At 70.3% G+C, this 13,223-nt stretch carries 10 protein-coding genes; 3 read left to right on the top strand and 7 right to left on the bottom strand.

Annotated features, from left to right (window positions below; translation table 11 throughout):
* Positions 1-84: 84 nt before the first annotated feature.
* The 4 genes from J2853_RS39250 to J2853_RS39235 form a co-directional block, all read right to left on the bottom strand.
* Positions 85-810, bottom strand: a complete 726-nt coding sequence (locus J2853_RS39250; RefSeq protein ID WP_307566288.1) for an IclR family transcriptional regulator — start codon at positions 808-810, stop codon at positions 85-87.
* Complete coding sequence (locus J2853_RS39245; RefSeq protein ID WP_307568964.1) at positions 807-1,580, bottom strand: IclR family transcriptional regulator; 774 nt, start codon at positions 1,578-1,580, stop codon at positions 807-809. Before J2853_RS39245 ends, J2853_RS39250 begins: the two co-directional genes overlap by 4 nt.
* 12 nt (positions 1,581-1,592) lie before the next feature.
* Positions 1,593-1,721 carry a hypothetical protein gene (locus J2853_RS39240; RefSeq protein WP_307566286.1) on the bottom strand — a complete coding sequence of 43 codons (129 nt, stop codon included), beginning with the start codon at positions 1,719-1,721 and terminating at the stop codon, positions 1,593-1,595.
* A gap of 121 nt (positions 1,722-1,842) precedes the next feature.
* Positions 1,843-2,190: a VOC family protein gene (locus J2853_RS39235; protein WP_307566284.1), complete on the bottom strand. Its 348-nt coding sequence runs from the start codon at positions 2,188-2,190 to the stop codon at positions 1,843-1,845.
* A gap of 172 nt (positions 2,191-2,362) precedes the next feature.
* Between J2853_RS39235 and J2853_RS39230 the strand changes: the two genes are divergently transcribed.
* On the top strand, positions 2,363-3,316 hold the full coding sequence (locus J2853_RS39230) for an ATP-binding cassette domain-containing protein (protein WP_307566283.1): 954 nt from the start codon (positions 2,363-2,365) through the stop codon (positions 3,314-3,316).
* Complete coding sequence (locus J2853_RS39225; protein ID WP_307566282.1) at positions 3,313-4,113, top strand: ABC transporter permease; 801 nt, start codon at positions 3,313-3,315, stop codon at positions 4,111-4,113. Before J2853_RS39230 ends, J2853_RS39225 begins: the two co-directional genes overlap by 4 nt.
* Here the strand turns inward: J2853_RS39225 and J2853_RS39220 are convergent.
* Complete coding sequence (locus J2853_RS39220; protein WP_307566281.1) at positions 4,110-7,187, bottom strand: AfsR/SARP family transcriptional regulator; 3,078 nt, start codon at positions 7,185-7,187, stop codon at positions 4,110-4,112. The two genes, J2853_RS39225 and J2853_RS39220, sit on opposite strands and share 4 nt — an antisense overlap.
* 113 nt (positions 7,188-7,300) lie before the next feature.
* Between J2853_RS39220 and J2853_RS39215 the strand changes: the two genes are divergently transcribed.
* A complete protein-coding gene (locus tag J2853_RS39215) occupies positions 7,301-7,930 on the top strand; it encodes a hypothetical protein (protein ID WP_307566279.1) in 630 nt (209 codons plus the stop codon).
* 151 nt (positions 7,931-8,081) lie between these two features.
* Here J2853_RS39215 and J2853_RS39210 read toward each other — a convergent pair whose 3' ends face one another.
* Both J2853_RS39210 and J2853_RS39205 read right to left on the bottom strand, forming a co-directional pair.
* Complete coding sequence (locus tag J2853_RS39210; RefSeq protein ID WP_307566277.1) at positions 8,082-11,168, bottom strand: ExeM/NucH family extracellular endonuclease; 3,087 nt, start codon at positions 11,166-11,168, stop codon at positions 8,082-8,084.
* Between the two features lie 275 nt (positions 11,169-11,443).
* Positions 11,444-13,141, bottom strand: coding sequence for a hypothetical protein (locus tag J2853_RS39205; RefSeq protein WP_307566275.1), 1,698 nt, complete (start codon positions 13,139-13,141; stop codon positions 11,444-11,446).
* Positions 13,142-13,223: the final 82 nt, after the last annotated feature.

Here is a 13,223-nt window from a genome sequence, read left to right as displayed (position 1 = left end):
AGGTTGTGCTGTGGGACACAGTCTTAGCAGATGAACATGGCGTCCGCCAAGCAAGAATTTCTGCGCCCAGCTACCGGAATCCCCCTACACTGCGGACAGCCGCTCCACACCGGTGCGCAGCTCCGCGACGAACTCGTCGCGGTGCTTCCGGACGTCCTCGACGAGTCCGCCGAGCGACAGCGCGCCGCGCAGCGTGCCGTCGGGCGCCAGGATCGGCACACCGACCGCGCCGATGCCGACCGTGACGTCCTCCTCGGACAGTGCGTAGCCGTCGCGCCGGATCCGCTCCCGGTCGGCCGCGAGCTCGTCGGAGTCGATGATCGTCTTTTCGGTGCGTCGCCGCCGTTCGCCCTCGGGCAGCGACACCCCGTATGCCGCGAACGTCCGGCCGGCCGCGCCGACGTGCAGCGGCATCGTGCTTCCCGGCCGGTAGGCGAGCACGTCGATCGCCCGGCCCTGACACCAGTCGACGCACAGGGCGCTCGAGCCGTACGGGACGCTGAGGAAGGCCGTCTGGCCGGTGCGTTCGACGAGGTGCGCCAGCACCTCCGGTGCGCCACGCCATTCCGACATGCCGGCGCGGGCCGCGTCGGCGAGGGCGAGCCACCGCGTCGAGAGCCGCACCCTCGAGTCGGGCAGCAGCTCGACCATCCCGACGGCGGCGAGCCCTTCGCAGAGGCGGTAGATGCTCGATCGCGGCACCCCGATTTGAGTGGCGACGTCGACGAGCGGGAGGGCGCCCTCGCTGGCCAGCAACTCGATGAGCTCCGTCGCGTTCGCCAGCACACGCATCGGCGCGGCCCCGCTCACACGACCTCCTCGCTGCCGAAGCCGAGCGATCGACTGACCGCTGCCGCACAGGCGGCGACGCGAGGCCCGTTCTCTGGCACATCGAGCACCCGGGAGCGGAGCCCGCCGATGGACACCGCGGCCTCGATCTCGCCCCGGTGGTTGAAGACCGGCGCGCCGATCGCGGCGATCCCGACCGTCACGTCGCCGTCGGACTCCGCCCAACCGCGGGCCCGGATCTGTTCGATCTCGTCCTCGAGATCCCTGCCGAGCGGTCCCCGCGGCCCGCCGGGAAACGCCGCGAGTCCGGCTTTGACAAAAAGCCGCTCCTCAAGCGGCAGGTGGGCCAGCAGCGCCTTCGGTGCTCCCCCGACGTTGAGCATGAGGGAGTCGCCGACCCGGAAGTTGAGGGCGCGGACATCAGGACCCTCGAGTCGCTCTATACACACCCCTGTCAGGCCGCGGCGCACGCAAAGGTATGCCGTCGCGCCTATCTCGGCGCGCAGCTCGCGAAGATGGGGGATGGCGCGTTCGCGGACGTCGACGAACTCCTCCGCCAGCCCGCCGATACGCACGAAGAAGAGGCCGAGCCGGTAGAGACCGCGCTTGGAGCCCCGCTCCACCCAGCCGATCTGCTTGAGGTCGGCGAGCAAACGGTAGGTGGAGCTCAACGGCTCGTTCACGGCCTCGGCAAGCTGCGCGACGGTGGACTCACCGTCGCGGCTGAGCACGCGCACGAGCGAATCGGCCTTCCAGATGATTTCCAGCCCTGGGCGGTCAACGGCCTCCATGACCACATATTCTCACAAGGCGGACTGATCTTCGGCCTGCTTGTTCTTGCCGAGCCGGCGGCTCTTCATCCCCGGCTCGGCCTTCTGCGGCACGTGGGCCCGACAGCCGTTGAGCGTGCGTACGGGGACGACCCCGAACACCTCGCGACTGAAACCGGCTGGGCTCACCCGGGGTCACCGAGCCCGAGCTCGTGCGGCACGAACAGCCTCTCGGTGTCCGTGCCGTACATCGACCGCTACCGCCGTCATCGAATCTCCGAGGTCAGCGGTGCCCCAGGACGTTGACCACACGGCCGTTCGGGTCGCGGACGAAGAACCGGCGGACGCCCCACTCCTCGTCCTGCAACGGATGCACGATCTCGGCACCGCTGTCGCACATGGCCGCATAGGCGGCGTCCACATCATCCACCTCGATGCTCATGTCCGAGGTGACGGGTGCCGTCTTGTCGCCGGTCATGACGCTGACCTGCACCGTGGGAGCGGACGGAGAGGCGAGGGTCATGATCCAGCCGTGGTTCATGACCTCCTCCAGGCCCAGGAGGCCGTAGAACTCCGCGCTCTCCTCCAGGGCTTCGGACTCAATGTTGGGGACGATTCGACGTACTGACATCGGTGACTCCTCCAGCGGGCGATGGGATGTGCGTGTCTCAGGATGGCGCATGTGCTCCGGAGTCCGACCCGCGCGCGGCTGTCAGCCGGTGTTAGCGCGCTGTGAGCCACGTGTCAGCGGCCTCCGGCATCGTCTTCCCCATCGGGAGCGACAAGGGCGACGAGGAGAGGCTATGGAAGCGATTCGAGCCGAAGGGCTGGTCAAACGGTACGGCGACATGGTTGCGCTGGACGGGGTCGATCTGGAGGTCCAGGCGGGCAGGGTGGTGGCGGTGCTCGGACCGAACGGGGCCGGCAAGACCACCGCCGTGCGGATCCTGGCGACACTGATGCGGCCCGACGGCGGCCGGGCCGTGGTCGGCGGCCACGACGTGGTGCGGGACCCGGTGCGGGTACGCGGCCTCATCGGCCTCACCGGGCAGTACGCCTCGGTGGACGAGGGCCTGTCCGGCCTCGAGAATTTGATCCTGCTGGGCCGCCTGCTCAACCTGTCCAAGCGTGAGGCCAAGGCGCGGGCCGCCGAACTGCTGGAGCGCTTCGAGCTCACCGAAGCCGCCGGCCGGCCGATCAGCAGCTTCTCCGGCGGCATGCGGCGCAGGCTGGACCTGGCGGCGAGCCTGGTCGGACGTCCACGGATCCTGTTCCTGGACGAGCCGACCACCGGCCTGGACCCGCACACCCGCAACGGGCTCTGGGACGTGGTGCGCGCCCTGGTGTCCGATGGCACCACGGTCCTGCTCACCACGCAGTACCTGGAGGAGGCCGACCAGCTCGCCGACCGGATCACCGTGATCGACCGCGGCAAGGTGGTCGCCGAAGGGCGGCCGGGCGAGCTGAAGCGCCAGATCGGCGGGCAGATCATGCACGTACGCCCGACCCTGGCCACCGACATGGACGCGGTCGGCCGCATCCTGGCCGAGCTCACCGGCAGCACACCGAACCGCGATGAGAACACCGGCCTGCTGAGTGCGCCGGCCGCCGATCCCCTGCTGGTCTCCGCCCTGGCCAGAAGACTCGACCTGTCCGGCATCCCCACCGACGAGCTGGGCCTGCGCCTGCCCAGCCTGGACGAGGTCTTCCTGGCGCTCACCGGACACAACGCCGCCACCGAGAGGAACGCAGCATGAGCACGACCGGTTTCGCCCCGATCCAGGTGAGCCCTGCGCAGGCCGTCCGACACAGCCTGGCCCTGGCCGGACGCGGTGTCGCCAAGCTGCGCAAGTCCCCCGTGCAGCTCGTGGACGTCATCCTGACGCCGGTGGTGTTCCTGCTGATGTTCGTCTACCTGTTCGGCGGCGCGATCGCGGGCGGCGACCTCGACGGCTACGTGCAGGCGATCGTGCCCGGCATCATGGTGATGACGGTCTTGCAGGCCAGTGTCGGCATCGGCGTCTCGCTCAACGCCGACACGAGCACCGGGGTCTTCGACCGCTTCCGCAGCATGCCGGTCGCGCGCTCCGCGCCGCTGATCGGCGCCGTACTGGCCGACCTCGTGCGTTACGTGGTGTCGCTGGCCGTCCTCCTGGGCCTGGCGGTGGTCATGGGCTATCGCATCCAGACCGGCCCGGTCGCCGCTCTGGCGGGTGTGGGGCTGCTGCTGGCCTTCGGGCTGAGCTTCTCCTGGCTGTCGGTCTACATCGGCATGCTGGTCAAGACGCCCGGGTCGGTGACCGGCCTGACGACCATCCTGATCCTGCCGCTCACCTTCGCCAGCAATGTGTTCATCCCGACCCAGACCATGCCCGGCTGGCTGCGGGTCTGGTCCGACGTCAACCCGGTCAGCCTGATGTCCGACGCCATGCGCGGTCTGCTGAACGGCGGCGCGGTCGCCGGGCCTCTGCTGGGCGGCCTGGCCTGGATGGCCGGTGCGATCGTGATCTTCTTCCCCCTGGCCATGCGGGCCTACCGCAAGAACGCCGCCTAGCCCGCCAGGACGTGACCGGCCAGCCGGTCGATCGCGTCCTTACGCGGCGTCTCCGCGCCCAGGTGATACGCCTGGGCGTAGCCGTCTTCACCCAGTCGCGCGGTGAGCCGCTCGACCAGGGCGCGCAGCTCGGGCTCGCCGTGGTCGAACTCGCCGCGGATCACCTGGCTCATGCCGAGCGCGGTGGCCGCGCCCGACGGGTCGTCCTCCAGCGCCCGCAACCCGGCCAGCAGTTCGGCGGCCCAGGCCAGGCCGGCGCTGTAGCCCTGGGTGATCAGGGAGCCGACGGCGTCCGGCATCAGCTTCCTTGCCTGCACGGCGTCGCCCTCCATGAGCCGGTTCTCCAGGCGGGTGCTCACGATCAGGTCTCCGGCCAGTTCTTCGGGGATGGCGCGGCGCTGGACCAGGGCCTCCAGGTCGTCCAGGATCTGGTCGGCCCGCACCAGGTCGCCGGAGAGGCGGTGGACGTTGGCCAGGCCGACCAGGATGTTCACCTCCATACGGCGGTGGCCACGCTCCCTGGCCCGGCGGTGCGCCGCCTGGATGTCGCGCAGCGCGCCGTCCAGGTCGCCGCTGCGCCTGCGTTCGCGGGCGAGTCTGGCCCGGCTGAGGTAGAGGTAGTCCTCGGCGCCCAGCTCGGAGCTGAGAGCCACGGCACGCTCGAAGGTGGCGATGGCCTGGCCGTACTCGCCGCGTAAGGAGTGGTCGCGGCCCAGCGGCAGCAGACTGATCACCAGGCCCCAGCGATCGCCTACCTCCTCGAAGCCGCGCAGTGCCGCCTCCCGGGAGGAGGCCCCGGAGCTCAGATCGCCCTGCTCGGTCAGGAGGAAATCCTCGGCCCAGTGCGCGCCGGCCCGCACCCAGGGGTCGGGCGAGGCCAGCGCCTCCTCCAGGCTGGACTCCTCGGCGGGGAAGGCCAGCTGCGCCATCCGCATCAGCGGCCTGGCCGGATGGAACTCCCGCGCGCCGGCCGAGTCGGCGTCCATGCTCGCCCTCACCACGCCGAAGGCCGCCCTGGCCTGCCCGGGTAGCACTCCGCCGTACCGGAGGTAGGTTTCGAACTGGGTGCTCATGCCGCTGACGCCCCAGTACCAGAACATCGCGCCGACGAACCGGGAGGCCGTCGCCTCGTCGCCGACGTCCACCGCCTGGCGCAGCGCGTGCACCAGGTTGTCGTACTCGGCGTCGAAGACGGCGATCGCCGCCAGCTGGTCCCTGGTCCGCAGCAGCGGCTCGTGCTCCTCGGCCAGTGCGAGGAAGTAGCCGGAGAACGGCCCGCCGATGTCGTCATCGGACTCGGCGAGCCTGCCCGACGCGTAGGCGCGGATCGTCTCCAGCATCCGGTACCGGTCGCCGGACTGGTGGACGATGGACTTCTCGACCAGAGAACCGAGCACGTAGACGATGTCGCCGGCCGGCAGCGACGCATCAGGGCAGACGGCTTCCAGCGCGGGCAGGGTCGCCCCGCCGGGGAAGGCCGCCAGGCGCCTCGACAGCGCTCGTTCCGGCTCCTCCAGCAGGTCCCAGCTCCACTCGACCATCGCGAGAAGGGTGCGCTGGCGCGGCAGCGCGGACCTGCTGCCCGAGGTGAGCAGCCGGAACCGGTCATCCAGGCGGCGGACGATCTGGTCCACGCTCATCGAGCGCAGCTTGGCCGCCGCCAGCTCCAGCGCCAGCGGCATGCCGTCCAGCCGCCAGCAGATCTCCACCACGGCCTCGACCGTGGATTCCTCTAAAGCGAATCCCGGCCGGACACTCACCGCCCTGTCGACGAAGAGGCGTACGGCCTCCGCCTCGGCCGCCTCCGCCGAGTCTCTCGGCACCTCCAGCGAACCCAGGTGACACAGCGCCTCACCGGTGATCGCCAGCGGTTCCCGGCTGGTGGCGAGGACCCTGAGCTGCGGCAGCCGTACCAGCAACTGGTCGGCCAGCTCGGCGGCGGCCTCCACCAGGTGCTCGCAGTTGTCCAGCAGCAGTACGGCGTCGCCGACGTCGAGCAGCTCGCTCACCCGGTCGAGCGGCGCGGACCTGCCGGCCTCGTACAGGCGGCCGTCGGAGGATTTGAGTGCTCCCAGCACCGCGTCGGCGAGCTGGTCGGGCACGCTCACGCCGGCCAGCGAGACGAACCACACGCGGCCGAGCCGGTAGGCCGGATCCCTGGCCACGGCCTCCAGTGACAGCCGGGTCTTGCCCGCGCCGCCGGGGCCGACGATGGTGACCAGGCGGCCGGTGGACAGCAGTCCGGCCAGCCGCGCCAGCTCCGCCTCCCTGCCCACGAAACTGGTGAGCTGGGCGGGCAGGCGGCTCGGCGCGGCCTCCGCCCGGGTCATGGGCCGCTCCATCTCGCCGCGCAGCAGCGCGAGGTGGATCTCCTGCAACGCGGGCGCGGGATCGACGCCGAGCTCGTCGCCGAGTCTGCCCCGGATCTCCTCGTACACCGCCAGGGCGTCCCCCTGGCGGCCGGCCGCGGCCAGGGCGCGCATCCGCAGCCCGGCCAGCCGCTCGCTCAGCGGATTGCGGGCGGCCGACGACTCCAGGTCGGTCAGCGCCTCGGCATGCCTGCCCAGGTGCAGCTCGGCGTCGAGGCGGTCTTCGGCGGCCGCGGCGCGCAGGTTGTTCAGCCTGGTGGCGACGTGGTCGGCGAACGGCGCTTCCAGCACGTCGGCCAGGGCCTCGCCCTGCCACAGGCCGAGCGCCGCGCCGAGCGTCGCGGCCGCCTCCTTGTGCCTGCCCGCGGCCAGGTCCCGCCGCCCTCGGGCGGCCAGCTCCTCGAACTGGCAGGCGTCCACGTCCTCGGCGTTCACCGACAGCCGGTAGCCGCCGGCCACCAGGTCCAAGGTCGCCGCCGTACGCAGGACCTTGCGCAACCGGGACACCAGTCCCTGCAGCGCACTGGCCGCTCCCGCGGGTGCCTGCTCGCCCCAAAGGTCGTCGATCAGGGTCTCGGCCGAAACGGGGCGGCCCGGATCCATGACGAGCCTGGCCAGCAGCATACGCAACCGCGTACCGCTGATCTCGACGGGTTCGGCGTCTCCCGAATATGCCTTGACCGGACCAAGCACCACAATTCGCACCTGATCAGCTTCCCAGACGCCCGGCTGACGGCTCACCGCCCCTGTCAGCGCGGATCAGCCCGGATCAGCCCGGTGGAAGCGCCCTGTCAGCGGAGGGCGCGATCGTCTGTGGCATGGAAATCACCAAGACCCGCCCCCGTACCGTCACCGTCGCCGGCATGCTCCAGCTGCTGTTCGCCCTGGCCTTCCTGATCGCTCCGGTCGCCGGGCTCATCTTCGGCGCCGACGTCCAAGCCGCGGCCGAGGCCGAGCTCGCCAGGCAGGGCCTGTCGCCCTCTCTCCTGGCCGAGAACAACCTCCACTTCGACGAGGGCGGCTACGCGCTGGTGCTGCCCGTCGGCACCGCCGTGATCGCCGCGATCCTGGCCTGGCGCAACCTCGCGGGCAAGCGCTCCGGCCGGATCCTCACCCTGATCATCCAGCCGATCTTCCTGGCCCTCGATGTCTTCATCTTCATCAGCCAGACCTCCAAGGTGGCGTACCTCCAGTCCATACTCGGCAGCGGCGCCGACGCCCAGGCCATCCTCGACGCCGGCGACCGCGCCTACCCGGCCTGGCTGCCGGCCGTCTCCGACGGCCGTCTCATCTTCACGCCGCTGGTCTCGATCGCGGTCATCGTCCTGCTCCTGCTCCCGTCCGCCCGCGCCTACTTCCGCAAGGACCGCCCGGTTGCTCGACGGGATATCCGCGGTGCGGCCGCGCCGCACTCCACCGAGGGCGCGCGTGCCGTCGCCACGACCTGAGCGAAGCGCGTCCACCGGTACCGCCCGGGCCAACTCTGGAGTTGGCCCGGGCGACCTGATTTCCACAGCAGGTGTTCACGGTCAGTCCGGTACGCGAAGGGGCCGCCTTCGATCTGTGTCGAAGGCGGCCCCATCTTCATTCGGTCTCTGGTCAGTCGACGGGCTGCCAGGGGCCGAAGGGCTGGCCGGGGACCTGGTTACGGGTCCACCACTGTGCCTTGTACTTCTTGTTCTTGTACGTGACGACGTCGCCGGTGTTGAAGACCCGGGAAGCGGTCCAGACGGCGGTGCCGTCGGCCGCGGTCTCGATCTGCTCCCATGAGCCGTTGGGGTCGCCCGGCTTCTGGTTCTGCGTCCACCACATGGCCCGCCAGGTCGAGCCCTGGTAGGTCACCGTGTCACCGGTGTTGTACACCTTCGAGGCGTTCCAGGCCGGCGCGCTGGGCGTGACCGGCGTGGCCGGAAGGTTCAGCCCGACGATGACCGGGTCGTGGTCGGAGGCCGCGAACGGGTCGGTGCCGTTGAACAGCTGGGTGGCGTTGTAGTTGTAGCGGCTGTAGTTGTAGGCCCCGGCCTCCTGCGCGTTGATCTGCCACACGTCCGCGCCGGTCACCATCGCCTTCGCGGCGGGGTTGGCCAGCACGTGGTCGAGCGAGCCCTGCAGGCCGTTGAAGGAGTACGTCGCCTCCGACGGGTCGAACGCGCTGCCCAGGTCGGTGTAGCCGTCGGTGTACAGGACCTGCATCGGGTCCTCGTGCGTGTAGGCGTTGAAGTCGCCGAGCAGGAAGATCCGGTCGGTGCCGAGGCCGGCCGCCGTCTGCGACGCGAACGCGGAGACGGCCTGCGCCTGGCGGACCCGGGTCGCGTTGAACGCGCCCTGGTTGACGTCCGGGGACGAGGTGTCCTCGGCGTCGCCGTCGTAGAGCGGGGTGCCGGCGCCCTTCGACTTCAGGTGGTTGGCCACGACGAGGAACGCGTCCTTGTCGGTGGCGCCGGCCTTCTTGAACCCCTGGGACAGCGGCTGACGGGCGATCGAGAACGGCTGGCCGGGGCCGGAGCTGCCGGTCAGCACGGTCGACGGTCCGACCAGGGCGACGTCGGCCGGCTTGTAGATGAAGGCGGTACGGATGACGTCCTGCTGGGACAGCGGCGGCAGCTTGTCGGCGGACGGCGAGGGCGCGTAGGCCCAGACCTTCGAGCCGGCGGCCGCGTTGAGCGCGTCGACCAGGCCGGCCAGCGCGGTGTCGCGCGGCTCACCGAACTTGACCGAGTTCTCGATCTCCTCCAGCGACACGACGCTCGCGCCGAGCCGGTTGATACCGGTGACGATCTTCGACTGCTGGCGGGCGAAGTTGGCCTGGTCGGCCGCGCCGCGCGGGCCGGAGCCGCCGTCCGTGCCGGTGCACGTGTTGACCGCGATCCGGTTGCCCTGCCGGTCCGTGTAGTACGTGCACTTGCCCAGTCCCTTGGCGACGTAGTCCTCGCCGGTCATGGGGAAGTAGTTCTCGACGTTGAACGTGGCCAGACGGACGCCGCCGCCGACGGAGGCCGGCTGCTGGTTGCCGGTGCGGAGGTCGCTGAAGGTGGCGACCTTCGCACCGTTGTCGGTGACCTGCTGCCTCGGCTGGAAGTTCCACAGCGAGAACCGGTATTCGAGGATCACCGGCTCGTGGAAGGTCACCTTCGAGCCCACCGTGACCGGGTTGGTCGTCGTCAGCCACGGCAGCGGAATGTCGCGGGAGGCGCTGGTGCTGTAGTTCGCGCTGGAGCCGTCGTCGAGCGTCACCATCCGGGCGGCGTTGTCGGCCGCGGCGGCCTTCGCCGCGGCGCTTCCCGCGGTTCCGGCGTCGGTCGGCTGGCGCAGCGGCTTCTCGCCCGCGGCCAGCGTGAAGGAGCCGTAGTAGTTCGCGTCGTAGTTGTCCGACACCGTGAAGGTGCCCTGCGGCGCGATCAGCTCACCCTCGTGCGCCTCCTTCGCGGCGTCGGTCGTCAGGTCCGACCACGGAATCTGGCCCGAGACGACGGCCGGCAGCGCCTTGGCGAGCTTGGTCACCGTCGGGGACTGGATCTCGGTCTCGCCCTGGTACTCCGTGACCTCGCCGGTCACCCGGACGCTCTCGCCGATCGAGACCTGGCCGGCCGATCCCGCGCCGAAGACGAACACCGCGTCGGAAGCGCCAGGCGTCTTGTCGTGCTTCCCGGCGCCGCCGGTTTCGAGGAAGAAGCCGTTGAAGCCGCCGGTCGCGTAGACCGCGGTCACGACACCCTCGGTCGTCACCGTCTGCCCCTTGTACGGCGAGGTGTCGGTGTTCGTGCCCTGGATCGACGCGATCGGGACGATGGTCGAACCGTCCCCGGCGACCTGGAACCTGAAGGTCGCCGAGCCGGTCGCGCCGGTCGAGTCGGTGGCGGTCACCGTCACCGACGCCGTACCGGCGGAGGTGGGAGTGCCCGAGACGGTACCGTCCGAGGAGAGCGTCAGCCCGGCGGGCAGCCCGGTCGCCGTCCAGGTGTACGGCGCGGTGCCGCCGGAGGCGCGCAGGGTGAGCGGTGTGATCGCCGTGCCGGACGTGGCGCTCTGCGAGCCGGGGTCCGTGATCGTGATCGTCCCGGTGCCGTCGCCTGGGTTGCCGGCGTCGGAGGCAGCGTTCTGGGGGGTCGGAGCGGCGACGTGGAAGTCGGCGGCGTTGTCATCCGTGTCCGCGCCGGCCGCGTCGCGCTGGTAGCTCAGAATCAGCGAGTTGCCCGTCGGAGCGTTCGCCTCCGGAGAGTTGCTGGTTCCCCAGCCGATCTTGTCGATCACCGTGCTGTCGGTGGGAAGCACGCCCGAGGTGCTGGCCGCGATGAACAGCGTGCCGCCCCCCGCGCCCGGGTTGACGCTCCCGCCGGTGCTCAGATCGGGTGTCGGCAGCGGTGCCCCGGGGTTGGTGCTCGCGTTGTTGCCCGGCAGCTGGATGAGGAGGTGGCCATGGCCTGCGACCGTTCCCGAAAGCGCGAACACCTGCGAACCGCCCGGGACCCCGGTGCTCGTGGGCGCGCGGTACTGGAGGGTGTCGCCGGTGAGGGAGATGGCGTTCGGCGTCGGGTTGTAGAGTTCGACGAATTTGTTAAGGTAGCTCGCGCCGGACGAGCCTCCGTTGACGTACGCTTCGCTGATGACCAGGCCGGTCCCGGTCGAGTCGGCGGACGCCGGAATGGCATATGAAGAGCAGGCGACGCCTGCCGTGGACAGCGTCAAAGCGGCGATGATGACTCGCCGGAAAAGCGGCGCAGACAAAGACCGCACCTCCAAATGGATCGCTGGCGTGCTATGACCTGGTGTCGCAGCAGGGCCAACAGGGGACCTTAGGCCGCGATCTTTGACTGCGCGCGGACGGGACCTGAACAACGTGCTACAGCTCGGCAACGTGGTGGGACTGATCGCTGACAAACATGAACGACCGGGACGCGATGGCCCGCACGTTCGGATCCAGGTGATTTCAGACCGGCGTATCCGAACGTCCAGAAAGTACGTCAGCCGTCGGCGTTGTCGCCCGGTCGTTGCGCGTGGGACGGGTGAGAAGGTGCGGCAGCGGCGTCGAGCAGTTCCGGGAGCGTGCCCTCGAACGCCGGCAGTAGCTTGAGCAGTGCCGGCCAGAACCCCGCAGGCGCCGACCGCGCGGCCGTGTCGAACAGCCGAGCGCAGTGATCGATGAGGTCATCGCCGTGCTCGCCGTCGGACGAGGACGAGGACGTGGGGGCGGGAAGCGTGGAGGCGTACCGGAGGATTTCCCTGGCGGGGCGACTCATCGCCGGCAGTTCTTCGTCGGTGACGACTCGCGCGGCGCGGATTCGGTGGAAAAGCCCCTGAGAGTCGTAGATGCGGTGCGGTGCGGTCACGGCGACGCGCGCGGCCGCCGGGCTCTGACCGGCCAGCAGGGGGAGCAGGTCGGCGGGTAGCGCCCGGGCGAGTGTTTCGGGGAAGCCCTCACGGGCGGCCAGGGTGCACAGGAGATGCGGCGGCAATGCCGCATCGCGGTGAGTGTCGATGAGTTCGCGCCAGGGGGGCGAACCGTTCTCACCGAGTACGGATGTCAGCAACGCTTCGCTCTCGATCGGATCGGTGCACGCCCGAAGTGCGCCGACCAGGTCCGATGCCGCTCCTGAAGGCGGTGAGCCGGCCGCGAGCAGCCGACGCAGTGTCACGTCGTACGCGGCGGAACGCTTGTTGGCCTCATCCAGCAGGGGATCCAGCCCATGCGCCCACGACCGTGCCGCAGGCGTGCGCCACACGGTGTAGTAGACCCATCGGGCGAAGAGCCCGCGAGGGGGTATTCCGGCCGCGACGAACCGGTCCAGGACCATGGAGATGAGGTGCTCTCGGGTCCGTCGCGGGTGCAGGTCACGCCTTTCCATGTGGGTCAGCAGCACGTCGGGAAGGTGCGCGACCACCTCGGCCAGCACCGCATCGGGCGCCTGGGCCAGGATCCGCAGATCCGCCTGCTCCGCCGGCACCGGGGTCGGCGTCTTCCCGATCCGGCGGAGCAGGTTCGCGAACGTCCCCGGGTGGGACGGCAACGCCGCGGCGGCTGCCGTCCAGCCCGACCGATCGGCGCCGAGACGGCGCCGCAGCAGCCCTCCCACGCACTCCCAGAATGCCCGCGTTTCCCGGTGATGGTTGTGGTCGTAGCCGTCGACGGCCCGGACCAGCAGGTCCAGACGCGGCGTGGTGAGGATCATTTCCTCCACCGTCTCATCCGAGAGCACCTGGCGCAGGAAAGAGGGGCGCACCTCACCGATCCGGGCCAGGGCAGCCTGCCACGTCCACCGCGGAACTCCTCGCCCCCGGGCCACCAGCCGGCCGGCCACGAAGGAGTCCCACGGTGTGAGCAGGGCGGTGGTCAGCGCGTCGGGGCAGTCGGGCCGCGCGATCAGGGCACGGCGCTGCACGCGGCCAAAGGGCTCCCGCCGATGCTCGGCGGCCAGCACCGCCCAGTCCGCCTTCCTCATCTCGGACAGGACGGCATCACCGTCGAGCACCGTGGCGGCGGACCGCAACCGCCCGCTGAGTCCATCGGTCGGCGCGGTCACGGCCGGCGGTCCGATCACATCGAGGCCCTCGGCCCGTAGCTCCGCCTGCGCGACACTCCGCAGGTCCGGGGCGAGCAGCGACACCGTCCAGCACACCAGCCGCTCCGCCGCCGTCAGCCGGCGGCTCGAATCAAACTCCACCACGGTCCGCCATCCAGAACTCCATCCCGAGGTCGCTCGTCGCCCAGGTTATGAAATCGGAGCGCGCCCCGCCGACCACGTC

The organism is Streptosporangium lutulentum (assembly GCF_030811455.1).
Lineage (GTDB): Bacteria > Actinomycetota > Actinomycetes > Streptosporangiales > Streptosporangiaceae > Streptosporangium > Streptosporangium lutulentum.
The sequence above is the reverse complement of the archived record's forward strand: the minus strand, read 5'-3'. Positions and strand labels throughout refer to the sequence as shown.

What these genes read in the sequence shown, in the direction of transcription:
- J2853_RS39245 (WP_307568964.1), bottom strand. Translation starts at nt 1,580, where the DNA reads ATGGAGGCCGTTGACCGCCCAGGGCTGGAAATCATCTGGAAGGCCGAT.
- J2853_RS39235 (WP_307566284.1), bottom strand. Translation starts at nt 2,190, where the DNA reads ATGTCAGTACGTCGAATCGTCCCCAACATTGAGTCCGAAGCCCTGGAG.
- J2853_RS39230 (WP_307566283.1), top strand. Translation starts at nt 2,363, where the DNA reads ATGGAAGCGATTCGAGCCGAAGGGCTGGTCAAACGGTACGGCGACATG.
- J2853_RS39225 (WP_307566282.1), top strand. Translation starts at nt 3,313, where the DNA reads ATGAGCACGACCGGTTTCGCCCCGATCCAGGTGAGCCCTGCGCAGGCC.
- J2853_RS39215 (WP_307566279.1), top strand. Translation starts at nt 7,301, where the DNA reads ATGGAAATCACCAAGACCCGCCCCCGTACCGTCACCGTCGCCGGCATG.